Raw genomic sequence first — 24,769 nt, forward strand, 5'->3', positions numbered from 1 at the left:
CCCGCCCCCAGCAGCGGGGACGGGGGTTCAGGCACAGCTGTCCGGGCGGTCAGAGGCGGCGCAGGACCGCGACCACCTTGCCCAGGATCTTCGCCTCATCGCCCAGGATCGGCTCGTAGGCCGGGTTGTGCGGCATCAGCCAGACGTGGCCGTCGCGGCGCTTGAAGGTCTTCACCGTGGCCTCGCCGTCGATCATCGCGGCCACCACGTCACCGTTGTCCGCGTCGGGCTGCTGGCGCACCGCGACCCAGTCGCCGTCGGTGATGGCCGCGTCCACCATCGAGTCGCCGACCACCTTGAGCAGGAACAGCGAACCCTCGCCGACCAGCTCCTTCGGCAGTGGGAAGACCTCCTCCACCGACTCCTCCGCCAGGATCGGGCCACCGGCGGCGATGCGGCCGACGACCGGCACGTAGGTCGGGCTCGGGCGGTCGAAGCGCTCCGGCTCCTCCTCGCCCTCCGGCGTGCGCACCCCGTAGGCGCGCGGGCGGTTGGCGTCGCGCCGCAGGTAGCCCTTGCGCTCCAGCGCGCGCAGCTGGTGGGCCACCGAGGAGGTGGAGTTCAGGCCGACCGCCTCGCCGATCTCCCGGATGCTGGGCGGGTAGCCGTAGCGCTCCAGCCAGTCCTTGATGACCTCGAGCACCTTGCTCTGCCTCGGGGTCAGGCCGACTAGCTCGACGCCTTCGGACACCGGTTCCGGTAGCACGTGCACTTCCGCGCGCCGCGCCGCCTCGCCCGCCGTGGCGGGCTCGGCGCCGGTAAGAACAGGCTCCTTGGTCGTCTCGCGTGCCACGGGGTTGCCCTCCAGTCCCAGGTGAACTCAGGTTCGAACGGTAGTCGCACAGCGTGTTGAGATCAAACGCGTGTTCGAACGACACGCCGGAAATGCTTCAAATCGGTCCGCGGTGGTGGTAGACATTCGCACGGACGTTCGATCGAACACCCGTTCGATCGGGGTCCGGGCCAGGGACCGCTCGCGTTGGATGGAGACGTCATGTCGGCGCTCGCACACACCGAAACCGCGGACCAGCAGCAGGCCGGGTCGGGCCACGTGCCCGCCCACGTGGCCTGGCAGCGGCGCAGTCCGCGGGTGCGCCGCGCCGGGGACGGGGCCCGCCCGCAGGGTCGTCCGGACGGCGAGCAGTTCGCCGAGGACGCCACCGGCCGGGTCATCGCCTCCTGCGGACCGGCCCGCCGCCGCGCCACCTGGGTGGACCTGGTGCTGGTCGCCCTGGTCACCGCGCTGGCCGTGCTCGGCCTGGGCCTGCTCGCCGAGATCCGGATGGGCGGGGAGTCCGAGCCGCTGCCCGCCAAGACCATGCTCACCCAGCTCGGCGCCGGGGAGACCCTGACCGACCTGGCCCGCCGGGTCGCGCCCGGCCGCGCGCCCGCCGAGGTCATCGCGCGCATCCACGAGCTCAACGCCTCGCTGTCCAACGGCCCGCACGCCGGCCAGCCGCTGTGGGTGCCCGACCTGGACGCCGACCCGGCCCGCCCCTGAGCCGCAGGAGTCCCCTCGGCTAGGTTGGCTGTCACCTGTTGGCGTGATCCCGCTCGCACGTCCTCGGAACACGTGGTGGCATGCGCCTGTCAACTTGCTTCCGTCACCCGCTCGGCCTAGGTTCTACCCCTACATCTAGTAGTTACACCGCTGTGGTTGTCCCACTGATTGGGTCGCGGCGGGCTGGTGCGGGGAAGGGGCGAGGACCGTGCGGTGTCCGTTCTGTCGGCACTCCGACTCCCGGGTGGTGGACTCCCGCGAGGTCGACGAGGGTCAGGTCATCCGCCGTCGCCGGTCCTGCCCGCAGTGCAGCCGCCGGTTCACCACGGTCGAGGAGGCCGTGCTGGCCGTGGTGAAGCGCTCCGGTGTCACCGAACCCTTCAGCAGGGAGAAGGTGGCGCGCGGGGTCAGCCGCGCCTGCCAGGGCCGTCCGGTCGATGAGGACAAGCTGCAGCTGCTGGCGCAGCAGGTGGAGGAGGCGATCCGCGCCACCGGCGTCGCGGAGGTGCCCAGCCACGAGGTGGGGCTGGCCATCCTCGGCCCGCTGCGCGACCTGGACGAGGTCGCCTACCTGCGCTTCGCCAGCGTCTACCGGTCCTTCTCCTCGGTGGAGGACTTCGAGAAGGAGATCCTCGACCTCCGCGAGGCCAAGCAGCCGGAAGCGGCGGACGAGCAGGAAGCGGCGAAGAGCGAATGACCAGCCAGGAGAGCCCCCGCAGGCGACCCAAGGCCGGCGCGGCCAAGACCCGTGGTGGGACGGGCAAGGGTGGCGCGGCGGGCAAGAGCGCGGCGGGGAAGAACACCAAGAGTCTTGCCGGACCGAATCGGACGGGGACACCGGACGGGGCCGGGCACGCAGCAGCGAGCGAGGGAGAGCACAAGGTCATGACGGAGACCGTCGGGACCCCGGCCGCCGGGGATCAGGCCACTGGCCTACGCATGGAGCGCGTCTACACCACCCCCGGTGTGCACCCGTACGACGAGGTGACCTGGGAGCACCGCGACGTCGTGATGACCAACTGGCGCGACGGCACGGTGAACTTCGAGCAGCGTGGCGCCGAGTTCCCCGACTTCTGGTCGGTGAACGCGGTCAACATCGTGACCAGCAAGTACTTCCGCGGCGCTGTCGGCACCGAGCAGCGGGAGAACAGCCTGCGCCAGCTCATCGACCGCGTGGTGCTGACCTACACCAAGGCCGGGGTGGACAACGGCTACTTCGCCACCCCGCAGGACGCGGAGATCTTCGAGCACGAGCTGACCTGGATGCTGCTGCACCAGGTGTTCAGCTTCAACTCCCCGGTCTGGTTCAACGTCGGCACCGCCTCCCCGCAGCAGGTCTCCGCCTGCTTCATCCTCGCCGTCGACGACACCATGGAGTCGATCCTCAACTGGTACAAGGAAGAGGGTCTGATCTTCAAGGGCGGCTCCGGCGCCGGGGTCAACCTCTCCCGCATCCGCTCCTCCCGTGAGCTGCTCTCCTCCGGCGGCAGCGCCTCCGGCCCGGTCTCGTTCATGCGCGGCGCGGACGCCTCCGCTGGCACCATCAAGTCCGGCGGGGCCACCCGGCGCGCGGCGAAGATGGTCATCCTCGACGTCGACCACCCGGACGTGGAGGAGTTCATCGAGACCAAGGCCCGCGAGGAGGAGAAGATCCGCATCCTCCGGGACGGCGGCTTCGACATGGACCTCGGTGGCAAGGACATCACCAGCGTCCAGTACCAGAACGCGAACAACTCGATCCGGGTCTCGGATGAGTTCATGCGTGCGGTGGAGAGCGGTGGCAGCTACCACCTGCGCTCCCGCACCACCGGCGAGGCGATCGACTCCAGGGACGCCAAGGAGATCTTCCACAAGCTGGCCCAGGCCGCGTGGGAGTGCGCCGACCCCGGCATCCAGTACGACGGCACCATCAACGACTGGCACACCTGCCCGGAGTCGGGCCGGATCAGCGCGTCCAACCCGTGCTCGGAGTACATGCACCTGGACAACTCCAGCTGCAACCTGGCCTCGCTGAACCTGATGAAGTTCCTCAACGATGACGGGACCTTCGCCGGTGAGCGCTTCGCCAAGGCGGTGGAGTTCGTCATCACCGCGATGGACATCTCCATCTGCTTCGCCGACTTCCCGACCGAGCCGATCGGCGAGACCACCCGCAAGTTCCGCCAGCTGGGCATCGGCTACGCCAACCTGGGCGCGCTGCTGATGGCCACCGGGCACGCCTACGACTCCGACGGCGGCCGCGCGCTGGCCGCCGCGATCACCTCGCTGATGACCGGCACCGCGTACAAGCGCTCCGCCGAGCTGGCCGGGGTGGTCGGGCCCTACGAGGGCTACGCGCGCAACGCCGACGGGCACCAGCGGGTGATGCGCAAGCACGCCGCGGCCAACGACCTGGTGCGCACCATGCACCGCAATGACAAGGCCGTGCACAAGCTGGCCACCATCGCCTGGCAGGACTGCCTCGAGGTGGGCAACCGCAACGGCTGGCGCAACGCGCAGGCCAGCGTGCTCGCGCCCACCGGCACCATCGGCCTGATGATGGACTGCGACACCACCGGCATCGAGCCGGACCTGGCGCTGGTCAAGTTCAAGAAGCTGGTCGGCGGCGGCTCCATGCAGATCGTCAACCAGACCGTGCCGCGCGCGCTGACCGCGCTGGGCTATCAGCCCGAGCAGGTCGAGGCGATCGTGGAGTACATCAGCGAGCACGGCCACGTGGTGGACGCGCCCGGCCTGCGGCTGGAGCACTACGAGGTCTTCGACTGCGCGATGGGCGAGCGCTCCATCGCCGCGATGGGCCACGTCCGGATGATGGCCGCGGTGCAGCCGTTCATCTCCGGCGCCATCTCCAAGACGGTGAACATGCCGGAGACGGCCACCGTGGAGGAGGTCGAGAAGATCTACTACGAGGGCTGGAAGCTCGGCCTCAAGGCGCTGGCGATCTACCGGGACAACTGCAAGGTCGGCCAGCCGCTGTCGGCGGGCAAGAGCGCGAGCAAGGCCGCTGACAAGCAGCCGGAGACGGTGATCGAGTACCGCCCGGTCCGCAAGCGCCTGCCGAAGAAGCGCCCCAGCCAGACCGTGTCGTTCACCGTCGGCGGCGCCGAGGGCTACCTGACCGCGGGCTCCTTCCCCGACGACGGCCTCGGCGAGATCTTCGTCAAGCTGGGCAAGCAGGGCTCGACCCTGGCCGGCGTGATGGACGCCTTCTCGATGTCGATCTCGGTGGGCCTGCAGTACGGCATCCCGCTGGAGTTCTACGTCTCGAAGTTCATGAACCAGCGCTTCGAGCCCGCGGGCATGACCGACGACCCGGACGTCCGCATCGCCACCAGCGTGCTGGACTACCTGTTCCGCCGCCTGGCCCTGGACCACCTCCCGGCGGCCAAGCGCGCCGAACTGGGCATCTTCACCGCGGACGAGCGTTCGGCGCAGGTGGAGGCCGAGTACGGCGGCGGCGAGGTCGACCTGACCGCGCTGCAGACCACGGTCGAGGCCAAGCCGAAGCCGGCCGGCGGCAAGGGCGAGGTCGCGGCCAAGCCCGCGGACGTGACGGTGGGCAGCTCGACCGAGCTGATCGAGCTCCAACTGGGCATGGCCGCGGACGCGCCGCTGTGCTTCACCTGCGGCACGAAGATGCGCCGCGCGGGCTCCTGCTACGTGTGCGAGGGCTGCGGCTCCACCTCCGGGTGCAGCTGACCCGATAGCCGACTGAGCACTGGGGGAGCCGACCGACGTCGGCTCCCCCAGTGCGCTGTCCAGCCCCGCTCCCGGCCCACCCGCCGCCAACATCGGATCCCGGTCCGATGCGCCCAACCTCCGCCACCGCGGACACTCCACCCGTGACCGCCCGACTTCTCCTCCTGGCCACCACGGCCGCCCTGATCAGCGCCCTGCTGCCGATCCCAGCCGCGTCCGCCGCCGCCGATCCCGCCCGGATCGACACCGTCGTCCGCGACTACCTCGCCACGACCGGCCTGCCCGGCGCCGCGGTGACCATCACCCACCGCGACCGGGTCCTGCACGCGGCCGGCTACGGCCACACCGCGACCGGTGCGCCGGTCACCGCGCACACCCCGATGCCGGTGGCCTCGGTGAGCAAGTCCTTCACCGCCCTCGCCGTGGCCCAGCTGGCCGAGACGGGCCGGGTCGACCTGGACCGTCCGGTGCGCGCCTACCTGCCCGAGTTCACCATGGCCGACCCCAGGGTCGAGTCGATCACCGTGCGCCAGCTGCTCGACCAGACCTCCGGCCTGTCCGACCGCACCTTCCCGTCCTTCACCCGCCCCCAGCCGAACACCCTGGCCGAGTCCGTGGCCTCGATGCGCTCAGCCCGCCTGGCCGCCGACCCCGGCACCCACTGGGAGTACCACAACCCGAACTTCCAGGTCGCCGCCCGCCTGGTCGAGGTGGTCAGCGGCCAGGACTTCAACAGCTACCTGCGCAGCCACATCCTCACCCCACTCGGCATGACCACCACCCGCACCCTCAACACCGCCAAGGACCTGCCGAGCCCCTCCGGCCACCTGCTGGTCCTCGGCCTGCCCATCGCCCTGCCCGAACCTCCTGCTTTCGGCAACGGCTCCGGCGGCATGCTCAGCACCGCCCACGACCTGTCCGCCTGGCTGATCGCCCAGAACAACAACGGCCGCGGCCCCACCGGTGCCCAGATCGCCACCCCGGCCACCATCAAGGCTACCCACACCCCGTCCCCTGCCTCCGGCGACTACGCCCTGGGCTGGTCGCTGGGCCGCACCGACGCCGGCGCCCCGCTCATCGCGCACAGCGGCGACCTGTTCACCGCCACCGCCTACCAGGCCCTGCTCCCCGGCACCGGCCACGGCATCGCGGTCCTCGCCAACACCGGCATGGCCCACGCGGACGCCCCAGCCCTGGCCCGCCGCCTCATCACCCTGCTGGAAAACCGCCCCATCCCCGCCCCGGCAACCCCACTGCTGCTCACCGACGCGATCCTGCTCGCCCTCACCCTCGCGACCGCCCTGCTCACCATCCATGGCCTCCGCCGAGCCCGCCGCTGGACCCAAGCCCGCACGACTCCCCGCCCCACCCGCCGACGTCCCCGGACCCACGGACACGCCAGCGAACCCACCGCCAACGGCCAGACTTCGTCCGACAGCAATCCATCCACCGCTCATCGCGAGGCCCTGGCCGTCAGCGATTCGCCGCTCGCTCACCCGGAGGCGCCGGTCGTCAGCAATCCGCTCACCGCTCGCCGCGAGACACCGGCCGACACCAGTCCACCGTCCGCTCGCCGCGAAGCTTCAGCCCGCGCCATTGGCACACGCATCGTCCTCCGCCTGCTCCCGTACCTGCTGCCGCTGGCGCTGCTGCTGACCGTCCACCGGATCGTCGGCGTGCTCTTCCGCGGCCGCGACGTGGCCTGGCTCCAGGTCGCCTACCTGTACCCCACGTTCATGCTGTTCCTGGCCACGGCCACCCTCGGCTGCCTGCTGGTCGTGCTGGCCAGGGTCACGGCGCTAGCCCGGCTTCGTAGCCCGCGATGACCAACTGGGCCCGGTCCCGTGCGCCGAGCTTGGTCAGCAGCCGTCCGATGTGGGTCTTCACCGTGCCCCGGCTGAGGAACAGCTTCTCCTGGATCTCGGTGTTGGACAGGCCCTGGGTGATCAGCTCCAGCACCTCTCGCTCGCGGTCGGTCACCCCGGTGAGCCGCCGCAGCGGCCGCCGCCGGGGCGTGCCGCTGGTGTACTCGGCGATGAGCTTGCGGGTGATGCTCGGCGCCAGCAGCGCGTCCCCGGCCGCGACCACCCGGATCCCGGCCAGCAGGTCCCGCGGCGCGGTGTCCTTGAGCAGGAACCCGCTCGCGCCCGCGTGCAACGCCCGGAACACGTAGTCGTCGAGGTTGAAGGTGGTCAGCACCAGCACCCGGGGCGCATCGGGACGGGCGGTGATCCGCGCGGTCGCCTCGATCCCGTCCAGCACCGGCATCCGGACGTCCATCAGCACCACATCGGCACCGCGTTGGTCGAGCAGGTCGATCGCGACCTGCCCGTTCTCCGCCGCTCCCACCACATCCAGGTCCGGCTCGGAGGCGAGCAACTGTGCCAGGGTGTCCCGCAGCATCGGCTCGTCGTCGGCCAGCAGCACCCGGATCGGCTCACTCATCACCGTCTCCTGGACGCAGTGGCAACCGGGCCCGCACCGCGAACCCGCCCTCGGGCCGCGGCCCGGCCACCACGCTGCCCTGATGCAGCGCGGCCCGTTCTCGCATGCCGACCAGTCCCTGCCCCGGCGGCCCCATCGGGCCCCGAGCCGGACCGTCATCCGTGATCTCGACCAGCACAACCTCCTTCTCCACGGCCAGTCGCACCCGGCACCGCTTGGTCCGAGCGTGCCGCACCACGTTGGTCAGCGCCTCCTGCACGATCCGGTAGGCCGACACCCGTACCGCCTCGGGTGCCACGGTCAGGTTGACCGCCGAGAACTCGACCTCCAGCCCGGCCGCCCTGCTGTCCGCGATCAGCTGGTCCAGCGTCGCCGCACCCGGCTCCGGATCATCCGGATCGCGCACCGCGCCCAGCACCGACCGCACGTCGGCCAGCGCCCGCCGGCTGATCGCCTCGATCTCGGTGAGCGCGGTCCGCCCGTCGTCCGCGAGGTGGTTCGCGACCGCGGCCCGCAACGCGATCAGGCTCAGGTTGTGCCCCACCACGTCATGGATGTCCCTGGCGATCCGCAACCGCTCGGCCACCACCGCCCGCCGCGCCACCAGCTCCGCGACCTGTGCGGCGTGATCCCGTCGGACCCGGACCGCTCGCGCCAGCGCCCAGCTCGAGCCCAGCACCACCCAGGAGTAGAGCGACGCGCTCACCGGCGTCTGACTGAACGACTCCACTCCCGGCACGCTGACCACCGGCCCGACCGCGCTGACGAGGCCAGCACCGGTGACCACGCCGAGCGCGACGGCCAGCACCACAGCCGCTCGCCGAGCCGAGCCGGTCGGCGCTGTCGCCGGCTGCGGTTGTGACCGCGGCTGGGACTGCGGCTCCGAGTCCGGCGGCCGTCGCAGCGCGACGTGACTCGAGTCCGTCGTCCGCTGTCCGGCCGGGACGCCTGACAACGCCGTCCGTTGCCGTGCCGGGTCAGCGGCCACCCGCCACCCGGCGTCAGCCTTCTCCCCGACTCCCTGCCGAGCCGGGCAACCCAGCGCCACCGGATACAGCGCGTACGCCACCGCCAGCACCACGACTTCTCCGGCGACCCCGATCGCGATCGCCACTCCAGCAGCGCCGAGCACCAGCCCGAACACCACCGTCGGCCGCCACCACCGCAACGCCAACGGTGTGCCCACGGCCACGGCCAGCACCCAGCCCGTGACCGCACCACCGAACGGCATGGCGCTGGAGCTCGTCCGCAGCCCGGTCACGACCACCACGACAACCGCCACCAGGCCGTCGACGACCAACAGAGCTCGCGACCCGAAGCGCGGGATCCAGGACACCGACACCTCAGGACCGTAACCGGAGTTCGGCTCGCCGACATCGGACCACGGTCCGATCCTTGACGCTGTTCTTGGCGGCAGGGTTCGAGCATGCCCGCACGGAACCGTGAGCTGTCACCGGCGCGGACACCGGCGTCGGTCGCGCCACCGCCCGGCCAGTTCGCCACTGATGGCGAACGCGTGCCGGCGGCTGGCTGCCCGGAATCGATGGCCGAGACCGCCGCCGGTGACGAACCTGCCCGTCCGTCGCAGGACACCCTGGCGGAGGTCGTGCGCGCCGAGGTCGAACCGCGCTCGCCAGGAGGCGCGCGGACCGCGGCCAACCACCTCGCCGCCGCACTCCGGGGCCTGTGGACAACTCGCCCCACCGGCCCCGCCCATCGATTAGCGTCGTCCCCATGAACGCGATGCGGAAGTCCGGCCCCTTCGGCTTCAGGTAGCTCCGCCAGGAGATACCTGGCGGTGTGCACCTGGGAGTCCCCATGTCCCGCACCGCTGCCCACATCACGTCCGCACGCGCCCAGACCGAGCACCGCACGGCTTGGCGCGCGGTCGTCCTCACCGACCTGCGCTACCGCGCGGCGATCCTCGCCGAGGCCCGGAACCAGGGCCGTCGGCCCCGGCCCGCCGCGCATCGACGGGCCGTCGTCATCCACTCGTTTCCCCGTGCCTACAACGGAAATCGGGAGATCGCCAGGCTGGCCCGCAGCTCGGAGCGACGCTCCCGCCAGGCCTTGCGCCGTGCCCTCGGCACGGTGCTGCGCGAGGTGAACGCGGGCGGACGGCTGCACGCCGATGCATCGTCCACAGTGGACGTTTCAGTTGCCCGGCACCGGCACGGCGCGCGCTGGCACGCTTGGTGATCCGATTCCGGCCGGGGCGAGCCCCGCGCGCCGCTGGCCCACTGCGGGGCCCGGCGCGACGCGCTGTCGGCTGGATCACTCACGCGACTGTCACAGCAGAGCCGGCTGGCTCGTCCACTGGGTGTACCCGACAACAGGAGGCCCAGCGATGAGTGTGGTTCTGGTGACCGGTGGCAGCGGAACCCTCGGACGCGCCGTGGTGCGCGGCCTGCTGCGCGAGGGGCACCAGGTGCGGCTGACCAGCCGCCGCCCCCGCCCTGCCACCGCCGATCCCGCCGTCGAATGGCACGCCGTCGACTACGCCACGGGGGAAGGGCTGGACGCCGCCTTCGCCGGGGCGGACTCGGTCGTGCACACCGCCACCAGCGTCAGCGGGAAGCGGGACCTGGCGCTGGCCAACACCATTGTCAGCGCCGCCGCCCGCGTGGGCGCGCCGCACCTGGTCTACATCTCCATTGTCGGCGTGGACCGGATCCCGTTGCCCTACTACCGGGGCAAGTTCGCGGCCGAAGCCGTTTTCCGCGAGTCCGGGCTGCCGTGGACGGTGCTGCGCACCACCCAGTTCCACGACCTGGTGCTGCGCGTGCTCGGCGTGCTGGCGAAGTCGCCGCTGATGCCGGTGCCCGCCGGGGTGCCGGTGCAGCCGGTGGAGGTCACCGAGGTCGCCGAACGGCTGGTCGAGCTCGCCACCGGCGCACCCGTCGGCGCGGCTCCTGACCTGGGTGGCCCGGAAACCCATCTGCTGACCGACCTGGCCCGGCTGTACCTGCGGGCACAGGGCAGGCGTCGCTGGGTGCTGCCGGTGCGGCTCCCGGGCGAGGTGTTCACCGGGTATCGAAACGGTGCGCACCTCGCGCCGGAATACGCGCACGGGAAGGTCGCCTTCGCCGAGTTCCTCGCCGAAGAGACCGGTAAAAAACGGTGAAACCGGACCTGGGATAGTCCGAAGAGGTTAACGCAACCGATCCAGGGCCGAGCTGAATGCGTCCGGATCAACCTTGACGCCGCCACTGAACGGATTTTCCAACTGATAGATGGCAAAGAGTAGCAGAGTCAGCGTGGCGGTCAGGACCACCACGATAACGATATGTGGAATTATCTTCGGGCCGCCGAACAGGAACGGGAACAGTGCGGACATCACCGCGCCAAGAATGAGCGCGAACCACATCACGGTGCTGACCCCGCCGCTGGCCGCGTCCAGTCTGGACTGCCGCGCCTGGTAGGCCTCCCACAGCTGGGCGGCCGCCTCGGTCTTGCGGTTCTCCAGCCAGTGGCCCTCGGCCGGGACGTCCGCGATGACCTTGCGCAGCTCGTCCAGCTTCTGCCAGCCCGCGTCGTCGACGTCCTCTTCCACGCGGAGCTTCGGCCACTCCTCGTTGAGCACGATCCCGATATAGGACCTGGTCAGTTCCTGTACCTGGCCGCGCACCGGTTCCGGGAACGAGGTCGCGGCCCAGTTCACCGCGACCATGCTGTTGGCCTCCTTGGTCGAGTCGTCCCCGACCGCCTTGGCCGTGTCCAGCAGGGAGATCAGCACGAACGCGGTGACCACCGCGTGGAGCCCGCCGACAATGGTGAATACCAACCCGGCCGACTCGTTGTTGCTCAGTCGTTCCTCGTCGGAGCCGAATCTGCGGAACAGGATGGCCAAGGCTGCGACCACCACGGCGACGCCGGAGACCCAGAGCAAGCCCGACAGGTAGAGGTTCAATTCAGCTCCTTTCTGGTCCGGGATTACATCACGGTCTACTGTGGGGAGTACAGTCCGGTCAGGTCGCGATGCGATGACGGCACGGGACTGTATGCAGAGCGAATCAGCGCGATCCCGAGAGGAGTACCCGATTGTCGTATTCAGTTGCTCCAATACGGTGGTCGCGCCATTTGATTGCGCTGTGCAGTACCTCGTTCCTGCTCTTCGTCAGCAGTGGCGGTCTTATCCCGAGCCCGGCGCAGGCGGCCAGCGTCTGCACTGCATACCAGGTACGGGCGACCGGACACGGCGGCCTGTCCACCCTGTTGCGGGTCACCTTGCCGACCGGCCTGCCGAACCGGCCACCGCAGCCGCTGGGGCTCGCCGTTAACTCGATCGGGTACGCCCAGGCGCAGGGCCTGGTCTACGGAATCGCCAACCGTGACCGATCCGGAAAGTTCCGTGACGGCGGTCACGTAGTGCGCATCGACCTCAACGGAACGATCAACGACCTCGGTCCCATCCGGCGCACCGGCGCGGTGCCGGTGCCGTGGAGCGGGTTGATCGACAGCTACGCGGGCACGGTCGTCGGCAACCGGTTGTACGTGCGTGAGTGGGACAAGCTGTACGCGATCGACATCGACCCGCGCAGTCCCAGCTTCCTGGGCCTGGTGCACGCGGTCCGTCTGGACTGGCACTGGCTCTCCGACGACCTGGACGACTTCGCGCACAACCCGGCCGACGGCAAGCTCTACGGCATCTCCAACACCGGCCACGGCCACGGCACCCTGGTCAAGGTCGACCCCGGCAACGGCAAGGTCACCAAGGTCAAGGTGCTCAAGGGCCTGCCCGGTTCCAGCACCTACGGCGCCGTCGTGCTCGACCCGGCCGACAACGGCCTCTGGGTGCTGAACAACGACTACCGCCGCGCCAGCCGCCTCTACCGCATTCAGTTGGGCGACAACACGATCACCGAGGTCAACACCGGTCCCGCACTCACCAGCACGGATGGCGCCGGCTGCCTGAAGTCCACGCCGCCGCCCGCCACCACCACCCCACTCCCGGTTACCACCACGCCAGTCCCGCCCCCGGCCGTGATCCCCCCGCCACCGCCGCCAAGGACCACCACCCCGACCACCCGGCCGGCCCCGGTCATCCCGCCACCGCCGCCGAGCCGCGTCACGCCGCCGCCACCTCCGGTCAAGCCGGTCGTCGCCCGCACGCCCCCACGTCCCACCCCGAAGGCCCAGGCGTCGTCCTCGCTGGTCCGTGACCAGCGACGGTGGACCGTGGTGACCGTGGTGATGCTCATTTTCGGCTCCGGTGCCGCAGTGCGCATCGTCCGCTCCCACCGCTGACCCGGTTTTCGCCGGTACACCCGCGCCCGGCGCATCCGGAACAATCCCGGCGGCCGGGCGTGGTCATGCCTTAGACTGTGCCCGCCGCACCGCGCGGCCGCCATGGACGGAAGGGAGGCCCCAGTGCACACATTCCTGCCGGCGCCTCCGCGGATCGCCTGACCGATCCCGCCCGCGCCTCCTGATCCTCGCCTTCGGAGGCAGTACCCCATGAAGTTCCGTTCCATTACCGCGGCCGAGCTCGACCGCACCCCGCACATCCCCGCCCCGTTCGACTGGATCACCGCGGCCCAGTACGACGAGCGCCGCGCCGCCGCCCAGTACCGTCCACAGTGGACTTGGATGGCCGAGGACGGCGACCGGACACTGGCCCGCGCCATGTGGTGGGGCTTCGGCAACGGCAGGCACCCGCTCTCCTTGGACTACCTGCACGTGCACCACTCCGTCACCGACCCGGCAGTCCTGGTCGGCGACCTGCTCAACACCGCACACGCGGCATTCCTGGCCGACGGCGCGCCCGCGCTACAGGCCTACCACCTCAAGCTGCCGCTGAACTGGCGTGCCGACCCAGCCTGCGTGGCCGCAGTCGACTGGCGCCGTGCCGCGGCCGCCCGTGCCGGACTGACCGAGGACAACGAGCGCTTGCGCTACGAGTGGACTCCGGCCGACCGTCTGCCCGAACCACCGGCGCGCCTGCACTTCCGCCCGGAACCGGACGACGAGGTGGTGCTGTCGGTGTTCCGCCGGCTGATCGAGGGCAGCCTCGACACGGAGACCCGGCGTGGCGTCGCCGCGGTCGGTGTGGCCACACACGCTAGCGACGACTTCGAGTTCTACCGCGACGAGATGCCCGGCCCCCGCGACTGGTGGCGGCTGGCCTACACCGCCGACGGCGACCTGGTCGGCCTCGCCCTGCCCTCGCGCAACGCGACCAACGCCGTGGTCGGCTACCTCGGTGTCCTGCCCGAACACCGCGGCCACGGCTACATCCACGAGCTGCTCGCGCACATCACCCGGCACCACGCGGAGCTGGGCATGCCCAGGGTGGTCGCGGACACCGACCTGGTGAACCAGCCGATGGCCGCGGCTTTCACCCGAGGCGGCTACCGCAACATCGAGATGCGCCTGGTACTCAGCGCACTCCGCTGACCCAGCGATCCAGCACCGCGTCGATGGTGTCGCGAATCCGTTCCCTGGCAACGGTTCGCGGCACCCCGGCCATCAGCATCGCGTCGTAGCCGGTGTCCTCGTGCCGGATCGAGGCGATCACCGCCCGCCGCGTCGCACCCTCGTCAAGGGACTGACCGGCGGCCGACCGCCCGACCCGCCCGCTGCTGCGCGCCCCGGCGTGCCGTGCGATCGCCTCGGCCCGCGCGGGCGCGCAGCCGGGGAACAGCCGCAGGATCTCCGCGGCGAGCCGGGCCTGGAAGTCCAGGTCCTGCTCGGCGCGGCGCACCGCGTCCCGATCCCGTCGCCGGGCCCGCAGTTCGGCGTCGGCGAAGCACTGCTCCTCCGCCGACTCCAGCGCGGCCTCCTCGACGAGCAGTCCGAGCCGGTCGAACCGCTTGCGTGACCGGTTGAACCGCTGCACCACCGCGGACAGCGCGCTCGCCTTCTTCGCCCGCCGGGTCAGTGCGGCGTCGCCGGCCGGTAGGAACACCAGGTGGTCCAGGTCGGCGCACTCCAGGCAGTACGGCCGGTTCTCCTCGACGAACTGGTAGGTGTCGGTGTCACCGCAGTCCGTGCACACCCAGCCGCCATCAGCGCGCAACACCACCAGATCGGGTGCCGCGTTCTGCCGCTGCGCGAGCCGATCCCGTTGTGCCTGCGACAGTCCCGGCGCCAGCCAGTGCGTGGCGAACACCCGTTCGGCGTCAACTGAACCGGATGAGGTGAACCGCAGCGGACGCCGATCCCGGGTCGCCGCCACGTAGTCCACCGCCTCAGCGGTCAGACCTTGTCGCCGCGCCCAGTCGCCGAGGTGTCCGAGCGCGGTGTCCACCTTCTCCGCCGGCGCGGACATCCCTTCGGTGAGCGAACCGAGCCTGCCCTGCTCCCAGTCCTCGATCCGCTTGTCCGTCAGCCAGCCCAGCCGGTTGAACACCAGCACGGGGGAGACGAACTTCTTCTTAGCCAGCAACGCCACGGCCGCCTCGGTGACGCGCCGTTCGAGCTTGGACATGACTGCCTGGACCACGAGACCAGTCTGCCAGGTGGAGCGTCGTCCTCCGCGCGGTTATCCACAGCCAGCCGGGGTGGAACCCGATCATCGCGAAGTGCGCTACGATGCGTCCAGGCCGACCGAGACTCGGGACTCCTCCGCCGGTAGTGCAAACCTCATTTTCCCGAGCATATACAGCTTTCTCGACGCCGTGTCGTCGTATTCCGGGCGCTGTCCGCGACCCCATATCCCGGTGCGCTGAGCACCAACCACGCCACGCAGGTGCACCTCTGGCTACCCGAACAGCAGAAATCCCTTTACCTGGAGGCAAACACGAGAACTAGTCCACAGTGGACGGACAGGCAACGCCGTGCAACCTGACGCTGACCGAACTGCCGACGCGTGTCGCTCAGCTCGCCGGACTGCACCGCACCCATCCTGGCCTGACCTGTCCAGCGCTGCCGTAGAGGAGGTGAATCGTTGGCAGCGCTGGACATCCAGGCCCTGGTGCGCGACGGCGAGCAGTGGCAGTGGCTACCCGCCAACGGTCGATCGCCCCTTCGGCTCGCGCCTGCCCCGCGCGCCGGATTCGTGCGGCAGACCGGAGCGCTCGACAGGCAAGCCAGCTCAGGTACTCCGCACGGTAGCGATGACGTCCACCTCCAGTAGCGCCTCCGGCCGGAACAGCCGGGACACCTGCACGGTCGTGCTTGTGGGCGGCTCGGTTGGGAACAGCCGGCGACGTACCGCGCCATAGGCAGGCAGGTCGTCCATGTCCGTTAGGTACGAGCGGATGTTGACGATGTCGGCCAGGGTCGCGCCATGCGCGGCCAGCAGGGCGGTGATGGTGGCGAAGACGTTCTCCGCCTGAACCCGCATGTCCTGGCTCGGCAGGGGCTGCCCGTCCTCGGTCACCGCGATCTGACCGGACAGCACCAGCAACGCGCCGCTCCCCAGGTCGACCCGGGCGACCTGGGAATAGTTGGCGAAGGGGCCGGGTGCACCGGCCGGGTTGTCGAACGTGGTCCGCATGGCGGTGACGCTAGGCGGATACCAGGCATGCGACCAGCGAAGGTTGCGCAGGGGTGGCATGCGTGTTCGGCATACCTCCCGGCGCCTGACCCGGTCGGCTTCGAGCCGCTCGCTCTGCTGCTGCCCGCGGTGTTCGACGAGCCCCGCACGGCCGAGGCCGCCGACCCGCTGACCCGGCTGTGCGAGGCCACCGAGCACGCCCTGGCCACCGGCGACAGCGGCTTGCTGCACGCGGTGGTGGCCGCGGACCTGCCGCCCGGCCAGCACCTCGTCGGCTACGTGGACAAGCGGGTGGCCGCGGTGCTGCGCCTGCGCCCGGCGCTGCGCCAGCTGCCGCCCCAGGTCCCGGTGGCCACCGGGGCGGCCAGCAGGTCGAGGCGGTCTTAAGCGGGGTGGACGGTGAGGGTGCCCGCGATGGTCCAGCCGGTCATGTCCGGCGGGCTAGCCGAGGCCGAACTCCTTGAGCGCGGCCTGGTTGAAGGCGGGCAGGTCCTTCGGGGTGCGGCTGGTGATCAGTCGCCACTCGCGGTGGTCGCAGGCCTGGATCTCCCGGTCGACCCACTCGCCGCCCGCGTCGCGGATGTCGGTGGCCGGACTGGAGTCGCGACTGTGGGCGAGGCCGTCGCGCCCCGGGCGCGGTAAGGCTGTGCGCCTAGAACCCAGTGCCGCATCGAGAAGTGACTATTTTGGAAGGAGGTGTCGGTTGGCGTAGTTGGTTCGACAGGAAGCGCCTTGCGCGGGTTGCCGTGGTCCTGGGTCCGCCTTGAGACAGGGGCAGTGTCTCTTCGCGCGACGCCGCGACGTCGCGACGTCGGTTAGGTCGCGACGGCGTCCGGGTCGTGGTGTGGCCGCGGGGCTCGCTTGCGCGGCCGGTGTCCGGGACGCGAGGTAGGTTCCGGCCATGCGCGCCAGCCGGTTGTTGTCCACCCTGTTGCTGCTCCAGACCCGGGGGCGGATGTCGGCGAGTGAGCTGGCCGCCGAGCTGGAGGTCTCGGTGCGGACGGTGTACCGGGACATGGAGGCGTTGTCCGCGGCCGGCGTGCCGGTGTACGGCGATGCCGGGCGGTCCGGCGGGTATCAGCTGCTGGACGGGTACCGGACTCGGCTGACCGGGTTGACCGCGGATGAGGCGGAGTCGCTGTTCCTGACCGGGATGCCTGGGCCCGCGGCGGAGCTGGGACTCGGTGGCGTGCTGGCCGCGGCGGAGCTGAAGCTGCTGGCGTCCCTACCTGCGGAGTTGCGGACACGGGCGGAGGCGCTGCGGGAGCGATTCCATCTGGATGCGCCCGGGTGGTTCCGGCCGGCCGATCGGACGCCGTGGCTCAGTGCGATCGCCGGGGCGGTCTGGGACGGCCGGCGGATCGCGGTGCGGTACCGGCGTTGGCGGGAACCGCAGGAGGTGGACCGGGAACTGGAGCCGCTTGGCCTGGTGCTGAAGTCGGGGCTCTGGTACCTCGTGGCGCAGGCGGTGGACCGGCCTGGGCAGGTGCGCACCTATCGGGTCGCGCAGGTGCTGGAGCTGGTGGTGTTGCCGGAGCGGTTCGAGCGGCCGGAAACCTTTGACCTGGCTCGGTACTGGGCGGAGTGGGCACGTCGGTACGAGCGCGACATGCTGGTGGGCACGGCGGTGGTTCGGCTGTCGCCCAAGGCGGTGTCGCGGTTGCCACACCTCTACGGTGACGTGGTGGCCGAGGCGGTCGCGCGTACCGCGGAGCCGCCTGACGAGCACGGGTGGGTGCGGGCGGAAATGCCGGTGGAGCAGGCCGCCGTGGCGCACGACGACCTGCTCAAGCTTGGTGCCGAAGTCGAAGTCCTTGCGCCGCAGGAACTACGGGCCCTGGTGACGGAGTCCGTGCGTGCGCTGGCGGCGACGTACCTCGGGTGATCTCAACGTGCGGCGGCTGTGTCCCAGCCATTGTGCGGCAAGGTGGTCGGGCTCCTTTCTGTGAGTGAGCGGAATTGGGTGCGACTGGGTGAGTTGGGCTCGCGGAGACGATCGCGTGGGACACGAACGCCAGGCGGGAGAGCACATCGGTCCACAGTGGACAGTTTGCTGGCGGGGCGTGCCGGGACAGCGACGGATGACGCGACCGCGAGCGTTGCCAGGACCCCATGCGACGCCAAGGTCGCGGGCGATGCCAGCACCGCGTGCGACGCCGAGGCCACAGCCGATGCCAAGACCGCGTGCGACACCGGGACTACCGGCGACGCCCGAGCTACCAGCGATGTCAGGACCACCGGCGATGCTGGGACCATCGGCGACGCCGGGACTGCCGGCGATGCCAGGGCCGCGTGCGATGGTGGGACTACCGGCGATGCTGGCGTGGCAGGCAACCCACGCACGACCGGCAGTCCCGGAGCGGCAAGCAGTCCCGGAGCGGCAAGCAGTCCCGGAGCGGCAAGCAGTCCCGGAGCGGCAAGCAGTCCCGGAGCGGCAAGCAGTTCCGGGGTGACCGGCAATCCCGGAACGGCAGCCGATTCCGGTGCTGCCAGTGACGCTGTGGCAGCCGGAGATGCCGTGGTTGCGGGCGTCACCGGGGTTGCGTGACGTGCCGGGATAGCCGGGGTTGTCTCGGCTACGAGCCAGGTCACGAGCGCGAGTGAGGCTGTGGCCAGGGTCGTTGTCGCGACTGCTGGTGGGTCGGTGCCCGGGGGCGACGTTGCCTGCGCGAGCGTGAACGTGACGAGGAGCCACGTTGCGGTCGTGCGGGATGGCGTTGGCGCTGTGTCCGTTGGGATTGTGCTTGAGGCGGAACCGATGGCGGAGAGCGCTGGAATCGTGGGGACTTCGCCGGTGTGGTGGCCGGGGGCCCACGGGGGGCCGGTCAACGGCCTGGGCGGTGACCGCCCTTTCGCTTCAGCTGCATGGGCGGATCATCCCGGATCGCCTGCGCTCTCCGCAAGGGACTTCTGCTCAGCCGAGCAGGGTGGCGCGGAGGTCTGGGTTGTCCGGGAAGGCCTCGTCGACCATCGACTTGATCCAGGCGGTGCCGGAGTTCAGGTCCACAGTGGACCAGTCGATGGGGCCGAGTGGGGGCTGGGGGTCGTACTCGATGCCGTTCTGGACGGCGCGGGCGACTTCCGGGCCGGCCAGCTGTTGCACGACGTGCAGGGCCGCGTCGATTCCGGCGGCCACGCCGGCGGCGGTGGTGAACTTGCCGTCGGTGACCCAGCGTTCGGCCACGGGGGTGGCGCCGAAGCGGGGGAGCACGTGGCGTGCGGCCCAGTGGGTGGTGGCTTTGCGGCCCTCCAGCAGGCCGGCGGCGCCCAGCAGCAGGGAGCCGGTGCAGACCGAGAGCATCAACTCAGCCTGGGGGCTGGTGGCGCGGAGGTAGTCGAGCAGCGACTCGTCAGCCATGGCGCGGAAGGTCGGGGCGCCGCCGCCGGGGACCAGGACCGCGAACGGGTTGGGGATCTCGGGGTAGGTGTGGGTGGCGGACAGGTGCAGGGGGAGGTCGGTGGGGAGGGGGTCCTTGGTGCCGGCGACGGTGACGGCGCGGTAGGGCAGGCCCAGTTCGGGGAGGGCGGCGAGCACTTGGAGGGGGCCGACCAGGTCGAGCGGGGTCAGGCCGGGGTAGAGGACGAAGGCGATGGTGCGCACGTCTGCGGTCATGGGGCCAGCCTGGCCGGATGATCACGGGGGTGCGCGGGGGATGTCCGAAAACTTGGGGTCCTTGTCTGACGGACATGGGGAGCTAGGTTTGCGGCATGGCTGGTGCGGCTCGGCGGGTGGTGATCATCGGGTATGACGAGGCGGAGCTGCTTGACATCGCCTGTCCCAGCGATGTGCTGGACGCGGCCAACCGGATGGGCCTGGACCCTGGTTATGAGATCCGGCTGGCGAGCATGGGGGGACGTGCGGTCCGGTGTGCTTCCGGGTTGACGCTGGCGGCGCAGGTACGGCTGGAACGGGTGGCCGGGCCGGTGGACACGATGATCGTGGCCGGCGGCTGGACCTACCGGGAGCAGGCGCTTGACCAGCGGTTCGTCGACCAGGTTCGGCGGGTGGCGGGGTTGAGCCGACGGGTGGCCTCGGTGTGTGTCGGGTCGACCCTGCTGGCCGCCGCGGGGTTGCTGGACGGGCGGCGGGCGACCACGCACTGGTTCTACGCCGACCGGATGGCCAGGGACTTTCCCGCGGTGACCGTGGACCCCGCGCCGCTGTTCATCAAGGACGGCCCGCTGTACACCTCGGCAGGCGTGACCAGCGGGCTCGACCTGGCGCTGGCGCTGCTGGAGGAGGACCACGGGGCACAGGTGGCGCGGACGGTGGCCCGGCACCTGGTCACCTACCTGCAGCGGCCGGGCAACCAGGCGCAGGTGAGCATGTACGTCGCCGCGCCGCCGCCGGAGCGCGGGGTGGTGCGGGACCTGGTGCGGCTGATCGAGAGCGACCCGGCCGCCGACCTGCGCGCGAGCACGCTGGCCCGGCGGGCTGGGCTGAGCACCCGGCACCTGGCCCGGCTGTTCGAGGAGCAGGTGGGCAGCACGCCGAGCCGGTACGTGCGCGCCGCCCGGACCAGGGCCGCCGCGCGGCTGCTCGAGTCGACCCGGCTGCCGCTGGCCGCGATCGCCCTCCGCTGCGGTTTCAGCTCCACCGAGACCCTGCGGCAGGCCTTCCTGGACCACTTCCAGACCTCACCCTCCAGCTACCGGCTGGTCCAGCGCAGGCGGTCCGCAGCGGGCTGACCTCCGGTGCGAGCAGGCCGGGTGGACCGGAAGAACCACCGTTGGGGGCGCTGCGCGTTCGGCTGTCCCCCGTTAGCCTGAAGCGGGTCGGCCGGTGTCGATCGAAGGGTGTTGCCATGCGGATCGCGGATGTCCTGCGCACCAAGGGTTCCACTGTTGCCACGGTCGAACCGGGCACAACCGTCACCCAGCTGCTCGGCGCGCTGGCCGAGCACAACGTGGGCGCGCTGGTCGTGGTCGGACCGGACGGGACCGTGGTGGGCATCGTGTCCGAGCGGGACGTGGTCCGGCAGTTGCGGGAACGCGGGGCCGAGCTGCTCAGCGGCACGGTCGCGGAGATCATGACCGCCGCGGTGGTGACCTGCACCCCGGAGGACACCGTGGACAACCTCACCGTGCTGATGACCGAGCGGCGGATCCGGCATGTGCCGGTGCTCGTCGACGGGCAGCTGTCCGGCATCGTGTCCATCGGTGACGTGGTCAAGTCCCGGATCAGCCAGCTGGAAGAGGACCACGAGCACCTTCAGGCGTATATCGCCCAGGGCTGACATTTCGCGGTGGCGGGGGCGCTGGGCTGGTCCTAGCGTGCGCTGTCATGGCACGTATCGCATTTCTCGGGCTCGGGCGCATGGGTGTGCTGATGGCGGGCAGGCTGCTGGCTGCCGGGCACGACCTCACCGTGTGGAACCGGACCGCGGCCAAGGCCGAGCCGCTCGCGCGGCAGGGCGCCAAGGTCGCCGAGGATCCGGCGGGCGCGGTGGACGGCGCGGAGCTCGTCATCACCATGCTGGCCGACGGCGACGCGGTGGACGAGGTCATCTTCGGCACCGGCGCGGGCGCGGCGAAGCTGGCCGCGGGAGCCACCGTGGTGGAGATGTCCACCAGCGGGCCTGAGGCGGTCCGGAACCTGCGGGCCAAGATGCCCGAGGGGACCACGCTGGTCGACGCGCCGGTCAAGGGCACGCTGCCGCAGGCCGAGGGCGGCACGCTGGACATCTACGTCGGCGGCACCGAGGCCGAGTTCGCCGCGGTCCGGGAGGTGCTCTCGGTGCTCGGCAACCCGGTGCGGGTCGGCGAGATCGGCGCGGGGGCCTCGCTGAAGCTGGTGGTCAACGCGATCACCGCGACGGTGCCGGTGCTGATCGGCGAGGCGATGGCGCTGGCCGACCGGATGGGCGTGGACGCGGGCACCGCCTGGGACGCGCTGGCCGCCTCCGCGGTCGGCGGCATGGCGCGGCGGGTGCGGGAGCAGACCGCTGACGACGGTCAGCCGATCACCTTCTCGCTCAGCCTGGCCGCCAAGGACCTGCGGCTCGCGCTGGAGGCCGGGGCGGCGGCGGAGGGGGTCATCGCGGCGGCGCGGCGGGAGCTGGGCGCGGCGGAGCAGGCCGGGCTCGGGGAGCGGGACTTCAGCGCCGTGGTGACGCACCTGCGCGCGCAGGACTGACGCGGGCGAGGATGACGCGGGCGGACGGGGGCCGGAGGCTCGGCGGGCTAGTTCTCGCTGTGCTTCTGCGCGAACTCGGTCAGCGGCACCGGGACCGCGCGCAGGGTGCGCAGGATCTCCGCCTCCCTGGTCAGCATCCGGCGGACCAGCCGCAGCCGCCGGATCGGGCAGGTCTCCTCCAGCAGCCGCTGCTGGTCCTCCAGGGGCAGCATGCAGTCGGCGGCCAGCTCGTGGGACAGGGAGGCGAAATCGGCCGAGCCGCTGGGTTCCTTCCAGTCCTCCTGCCGCCAGGCCGTGGTGCAGTAGCGGCGGTGCGCGGCGCGGGCGGCGTCGGCCAGCACCGTGGGTTTGGGGCCGAGGGCGGGCTCGGCGTCGGGCATCCACTCCACCTGGCCGAGCAGGTACGGCGCGCTGCCCCCGTCCACCTCCAGCAGCCGGAAGCGGCGCTGACCACGCACGACCACGTCGAACCGGCCGTCGTCGAGCCTGCGGACCTCGCGCAGCAGCGCGGTGCAGCCGATCTCGTGCCAGGCCTCCAGGTTGTCCTCGCCGACCTCCCAGCCCTGCTTGACCGCGACCACGCCGAAGCTGCGACCGGGCACGGCGCCGGTCACCAGGTCCACCATCAGCTGCCGGTAACGCGGTTCGAAGATGTGCAGCGGCAGCGAGGCGCCCGGCAGCAGCACCGTGCCCAACGGGAACAGCGGCAGTGTGTCGGTCACCCGTTCACGTTACGACGAGCCGCCCGTGCCCGCTGGCCGATTTCCCCCGGGTGGCCGCAGCACCGCGAACGGGTCGGTCACCTCCAAGCCCTTGCCGGGGAACCGGAACAGCGCCGCCGGACGGCCGCCGGACGGGCCCGGCGGGGCGGTGTGGCCGGTGGGTTCCAGCAGGCCGCGGCGGGAGAGCACGCGTTGCAGGTTGGTCGCGGACACCCGGTAGCCCAGCGCCGCCGAGTACAGCGAGCGCAGCGCCGAGACGGTGAACTCCGGCGGCGCCAGCGCGAAGCCGATGTTGGTGTAGGACAGCTTGGCGCGCAGCCGGTTGCGGGCGCGGTGCACGATGGCCTGGTGATCGAAGGCGGTCGGCGGCAGGGCATCCACCGGATGCCAGGCGGTGTCCGACGGGATGGCCGGGTCGACGTCGTAGGGGACCAGGCCGAGGAAGGCCGTCGCGATCACCCGTTCGCCGGGCACCCTCTCAGGGAGTGAGAACACCGCGAGCTGCTCGACGTGCGGCACTTCGCGCACGTCGACCTTCTCGCCCAGTTGCCTGCGCACGGAGGTCTCGACGTCCTCGCTGGTCCCGAGCCTGCCGCCGGGCAGTGACCACCGTCCGGCGTGCGGTTCGCGGGCCCGTTGCCACAGCAGCGCCTGGAGTGATCCAGCTCGCACTTGGAGCACCGCGGCCAGAACCTCATGTGCCGCATGACCCTTTTGGCTGATACCATCACCCATAGTTTTCGATTCTAAGGCGAAAACCCGGTTGACGGCCACTCGGCGCGCTCGAGTGGAGCAAGGAGGACGACATGGCCGCTACTGCGTGGTTGGAGCGGACCGACCTGACTCCCTACGGCGGCGTCGAGCCGAACGCGGAGTGGGCCGCTGAGGTACGCAGGCTGGCCGAGGAGCGCGACGCGGTGCTGCTGGCGCACAACTACCAGCTGCCGGAGATCCAGGACATCGCGCACCACACCGGTGACTCGCTGGCGCTGAGCCGCATCGCGGCCGAGAGCGACGCCTCGACCATCGTGTTCTGCGGCGTGCACTTCATGGCGGAGACGGCCAAGATCCTCAGCCCGGAGAAGACCGTGCTGATCCCGGATGAGCGGGCGGGCTGCTCGCTGGCCGACTCGATCAACGCCGAGCAGCTGCGGGCCTGGAAGGCCGAGCACCCCGGCGCGGTGGTGGTCTCCTACGTGAACACCACCGCCGAGGTGAAGGCCGAGACCGACATCTGCTGCACCTCCTCCAACGCGGTGGACGTGGTCCGCTCGATCCCCGAGGACCGCGAGGTGCTGTTCTGCCCTGACCAGTTCCTCGGCGCGCACGTCAAGCGCGAGACCGGGCGGGACAACCTGCACATCTGGGCGGGCGAGTGCCACGTGCACGCCGGGATCAACGGTCCCGAGCTGGCCGCCAAGGCCGCGGCCAACCCGGAGGCCGACCTGTTCATCCACCCCGAGTGCGGCTGCGCCACCTCCGCGCTCTACCTGGCGGGCGAGGGCACCGTGCCCGCCGAGCGGGTGCACATCCTCTCCACCGGCGACATGGTCAAGGCCGCCCGGCAGACCAAGGCGGACACCGTGCTGGTGGCCACCGAGATCGGCATGATCCACCAGCTGCGCCGGGCCGCGCCGGAGATCGACTTCCGCGCGGTGAACGACCGGGCCTCCTGCCGGTACATGAAGATGATCACCCCGGCGGCGCTGCTGCGCGCGCTGCGCGAGGGCAAGGACGAGGTGCACGTCGACCCCGAGGTGGCCGCCCGCGGCCGCGCCTCGGTGCGGCGGATGATCGAGATCGGGCAGCCGGGCGGGGGCGAGTGA

At 70.8% G+C, this 24,769-nt stretch carries 23 protein-coding genes; 14 read left to right on the forward strand and 9 right to left on the reverse strand.

Annotated features, from left to right (window positions below; all coding sequences use genetic code 11):
* Window positions 1-49: 49 nt before the first annotated feature.
* On the reverse strand, window positions 50-712 hold the full coding sequence (gene lexA, locus M8C13_RS13110) for a transcriptional repressor LexA (RefSeq protein WP_252480884.1): 663 nt from the start codon (window positions 710-712) through the stop codon (window positions 50-52).
* 282 nt (window positions 713-994) lie between these two features.
* Between lexA and M8C13_RS13115 the strand changes: the two genes are divergently transcribed.
* From M8C13_RS13115 to M8C13_RS13130, 4 genes are all read left to right on the forward strand, one after another.
* Entirely contained in the window at window positions 995-1,501 is a 507-nt protein-coding gene (locus M8C13_RS13115; protein WP_252480813.1) for a hypothetical protein, read from the forward strand.
* A gap of 208 nt (window positions 1,502-1,709) precedes the next feature.
* Entirely contained in the window at window positions 1,710-2,198 is a 489-nt protein-coding gene (nrdR, locus tag M8C13_RS13120) for a transcriptional regulator NrdR (RefSeq protein WP_252480814.1), read from the forward strand.
* Window positions 2,199-2,386: 188 nt separating this feature from the next.
* Window positions 2,387-5,200 (forward strand): vitamin B12-dependent ribonucleotide reductase, encoded by a 2,814-nt coding sequence (locus M8C13_RS13125; RefSeq protein WP_252480815.1) that lies wholly within the window; start codon window positions 2,387-2,389, stop codon window positions 5,198-5,200.
* 143 nt (window positions 5,201-5,343) lie between these two features.
* The gene (locus tag M8C13_RS13130) at window positions 5,344-7,026 is read left to right on the forward strand and encodes a serine hydrolase (protein ID WP_252480816.1); all 1,683 of its coding nucleotides are present in this window, start codon (window positions 5,344-5,346) and stop codon (window positions 7,024-7,026) included.
* Here the strand turns inward: M8C13_RS13130 and M8C13_RS13135 are convergent.
* Window positions 6,992-7,645, reverse strand: coding sequence for a response regulator transcription factor (locus tag M8C13_RS13135; RefSeq protein ID WP_252480817.1), 654 nt, complete (start codon window positions 7,643-7,645; stop codon window positions 6,992-6,994). The genes M8C13_RS13130 and M8C13_RS13135 overlap by 35 nt on opposite strands.
* The gene (locus tag M8C13_RS13140; RefSeq protein WP_252480818.1) at window positions 7,638-8,987 is read right to left on the reverse strand and encodes a sensor histidine kinase; all 1,350 of its coding nucleotides are present in this window, start codon (window positions 8,985-8,987) and stop codon (window positions 7,638-7,640) included. The genes M8C13_RS13135 and M8C13_RS13140 overlap by 8 nt, the downstream gene beginning before the upstream one ends.
* 476 nt (window positions 8,988-9,463) lie before the next feature.
* Here M8C13_RS13140 and M8C13_RS13145 point away from each other — a divergent pair, with 476 nt between their 5' ends.
* Together M8C13_RS13145 and M8C13_RS13150 are read left to right on the forward strand one after the other, a co-directional pair.
* Complete coding sequence (locus tag M8C13_RS13145) at window positions 9,464-9,844, forward strand: hypothetical protein (protein WP_252480819.1); 381 nt, start codon at window positions 9,464-9,466, stop codon at window positions 9,842-9,844.
* Window positions 9,845-9,992: 148 nt separating this feature from the next.
* Complete coding sequence (locus tag M8C13_RS13150; protein WP_252480820.1) at window positions 9,993-10,769, forward strand: SDR family oxidoreductase; 777 nt, start codon at window positions 9,993-9,995, stop codon at window positions 10,767-10,769.
* 27 nt (window positions 10,770-10,796) lie between these two features.
* On the opposite strand, the gene M8C13_RS13155 is transcribed toward M8C13_RS13150, so the two are convergent.
* Window positions 10,797-11,555, reverse strand: coding sequence for a DUF4239 domain-containing protein (locus tag M8C13_RS13155; protein WP_252480821.1), 759 nt, complete (start codon window positions 11,553-11,555; stop codon window positions 10,797-10,799).
* Between the two features lie 170 nt (window positions 11,556-11,725).
* On the opposite strand from M8C13_RS13155, the gene M8C13_RS13160 reads away from it, so the two are divergent.
* Together M8C13_RS13160 and M8C13_RS13165 are read left to right on the forward strand one after the other, a co-directional pair.
* Entirely contained in the window at window positions 11,726-12,892 is a 1,167-nt protein-coding gene (locus M8C13_RS13160) for a hypothetical protein (RefSeq protein WP_252480822.1), read from the forward strand.
* Between the two features lie 210 nt (window positions 12,893-13,102).
* Window positions 13,103-14,041, forward strand: a complete 939-nt coding sequence (locus M8C13_RS13165) for a GNAT family N-acetyltransferase (protein WP_252480823.1) — start codon at window positions 13,103-13,105, stop codon at window positions 14,039-14,041.
* On the opposite strand, the gene M8C13_RS13170 is transcribed toward M8C13_RS13165, so the two are convergent.
* The gene (locus M8C13_RS13170; protein WP_252480824.1) at window positions 14,025-15,089 is read right to left on the reverse strand and encodes a DUF2293 domain-containing protein; all 1,065 of its coding nucleotides are present in this window, start codon (window positions 15,087-15,089) and stop codon (window positions 14,025-14,027) included. The two genes, M8C13_RS13165 and M8C13_RS13170, sit on opposite strands and share 17 nt — an antisense overlap.
* 591 nt (window positions 15,090-15,680) lie before the next feature.
* Window positions 15,681-16,085 (reverse strand): RidA family protein, encoded by a 405-nt coding sequence (locus M8C13_RS13175; RefSeq protein WP_252480825.1) that lies wholly within the window; start codon window positions 16,083-16,085, stop codon window positions 15,681-15,683.
* Between the two features lie 27 nt (window positions 16,086-16,112).
* On the opposite strand from M8C13_RS13175, the gene M8C13_RS13180 reads away from it, so the two are divergent.
* A complete protein-coding gene (locus tag M8C13_RS13180) occupies window positions 16,113-16,472 on the forward strand; it encodes a hypothetical protein (protein ID WP_252480826.1) in 360 nt (119 codons plus the stop codon).
* Between the two features lie 514 nt (window positions 16,473-16,986).
* A complete protein-coding gene (locus tag M8C13_RS13185) occupies window positions 16,987-17,970 on the forward strand; it encodes a YafY family protein (RefSeq protein WP_252480827.1) in 984 nt (327 codons plus the stop codon).
* Between the two features lie 1,029 nt (window positions 17,971-18,999).
* Here the strand turns inward: M8C13_RS13185 and M8C13_RS13190 are convergent.
* Window positions 19,000-19,698, reverse strand: coding sequence for a DJ-1/PfpI family protein (locus tag M8C13_RS13190; protein WP_252480828.1), 699 nt, complete (start codon window positions 19,696-19,698; stop codon window positions 19,000-19,002).
* A gap of 95 nt (window positions 19,699-19,793) precedes the next feature.
* Here M8C13_RS13190 and M8C13_RS13195 point away from each other — a divergent pair, with 95 nt between their 5' ends.
* From M8C13_RS13195 to M8C13_RS13205, 3 genes are all read left to right on the forward strand, one after another.
* Window positions 19,794-20,774 carry a GlxA family transcriptional regulator gene (locus tag M8C13_RS13195; protein ID WP_252480829.1) on the forward strand — a complete coding sequence of 327 codons (981 nt, stop codon included), beginning with the start codon at window positions 19,794-19,796 and terminating at the stop codon, window positions 20,772-20,774.
* Between the two features lie 116 nt (window positions 20,775-20,890).
* Window positions 20,891-21,322 carry a CBS domain-containing protein gene (locus M8C13_RS13200; protein ID WP_252480830.1) on the forward strand — a complete coding sequence of 144 codons (432 nt, stop codon included), beginning with the start codon at window positions 20,891-20,893 and terminating at the stop codon, window positions 21,320-21,322.
* Between the two features lie 47 nt (window positions 21,323-21,369).
* Window positions 21,370-22,221 carry an NAD(P)-dependent oxidoreductase gene (locus M8C13_RS13205; RefSeq protein WP_252480831.1) on the forward strand — a complete coding sequence of 284 codons (852 nt, stop codon included), beginning with the start codon at window positions 21,370-21,372 and terminating at the stop codon, window positions 22,219-22,221.
* A 47-nt stretch (window positions 22,222-22,268) separates the two neighbouring features.
* On the opposite strand, the gene M8C13_RS13210 is transcribed toward M8C13_RS13205, so the two are convergent.
* Together M8C13_RS13210 and M8C13_RS13215 are read right to left on the reverse strand one after the other, a co-directional pair.
* Window positions 22,269-22,943 carry an LON peptidase substrate-binding domain-containing protein gene (locus tag M8C13_RS13210; RefSeq protein WP_252480832.1) on the reverse strand — a complete coding sequence of 225 codons (675 nt, stop codon included), beginning with the start codon at window positions 22,941-22,943 and terminating at the stop codon, window positions 22,269-22,271.
* 9 nt (window positions 22,944-22,952) lie between these two features.
* Window positions 22,953-23,678: an NUDIX domain-containing protein gene (locus tag M8C13_RS13215; RefSeq protein WP_252480833.1), complete on the reverse strand. Its 726-nt coding sequence runs from the start codon at window positions 23,676-23,678 to the stop codon at window positions 22,953-22,955.
* A 71-nt stretch (window positions 23,679-23,749) separates the two neighbouring features.
* Here M8C13_RS13215 and nadA point away from each other — a divergent pair, with 71 nt between their 5' ends.
* Entirely contained in the window at window positions 23,750-24,769 is a 1,020-nt protein-coding gene (nadA, locus tag M8C13_RS13220; protein ID WP_252480834.1) for a quinolinate synthase NadA, read from the forward strand.

The organism is Crossiella sp. SN42, from assembly GCF_023897065.1.
Taxonomy (GTDB): Bacteria; Actinomycetota; Actinomycetes; order Mycobacteriales; family Pseudonocardiaceae; genus Crossiella.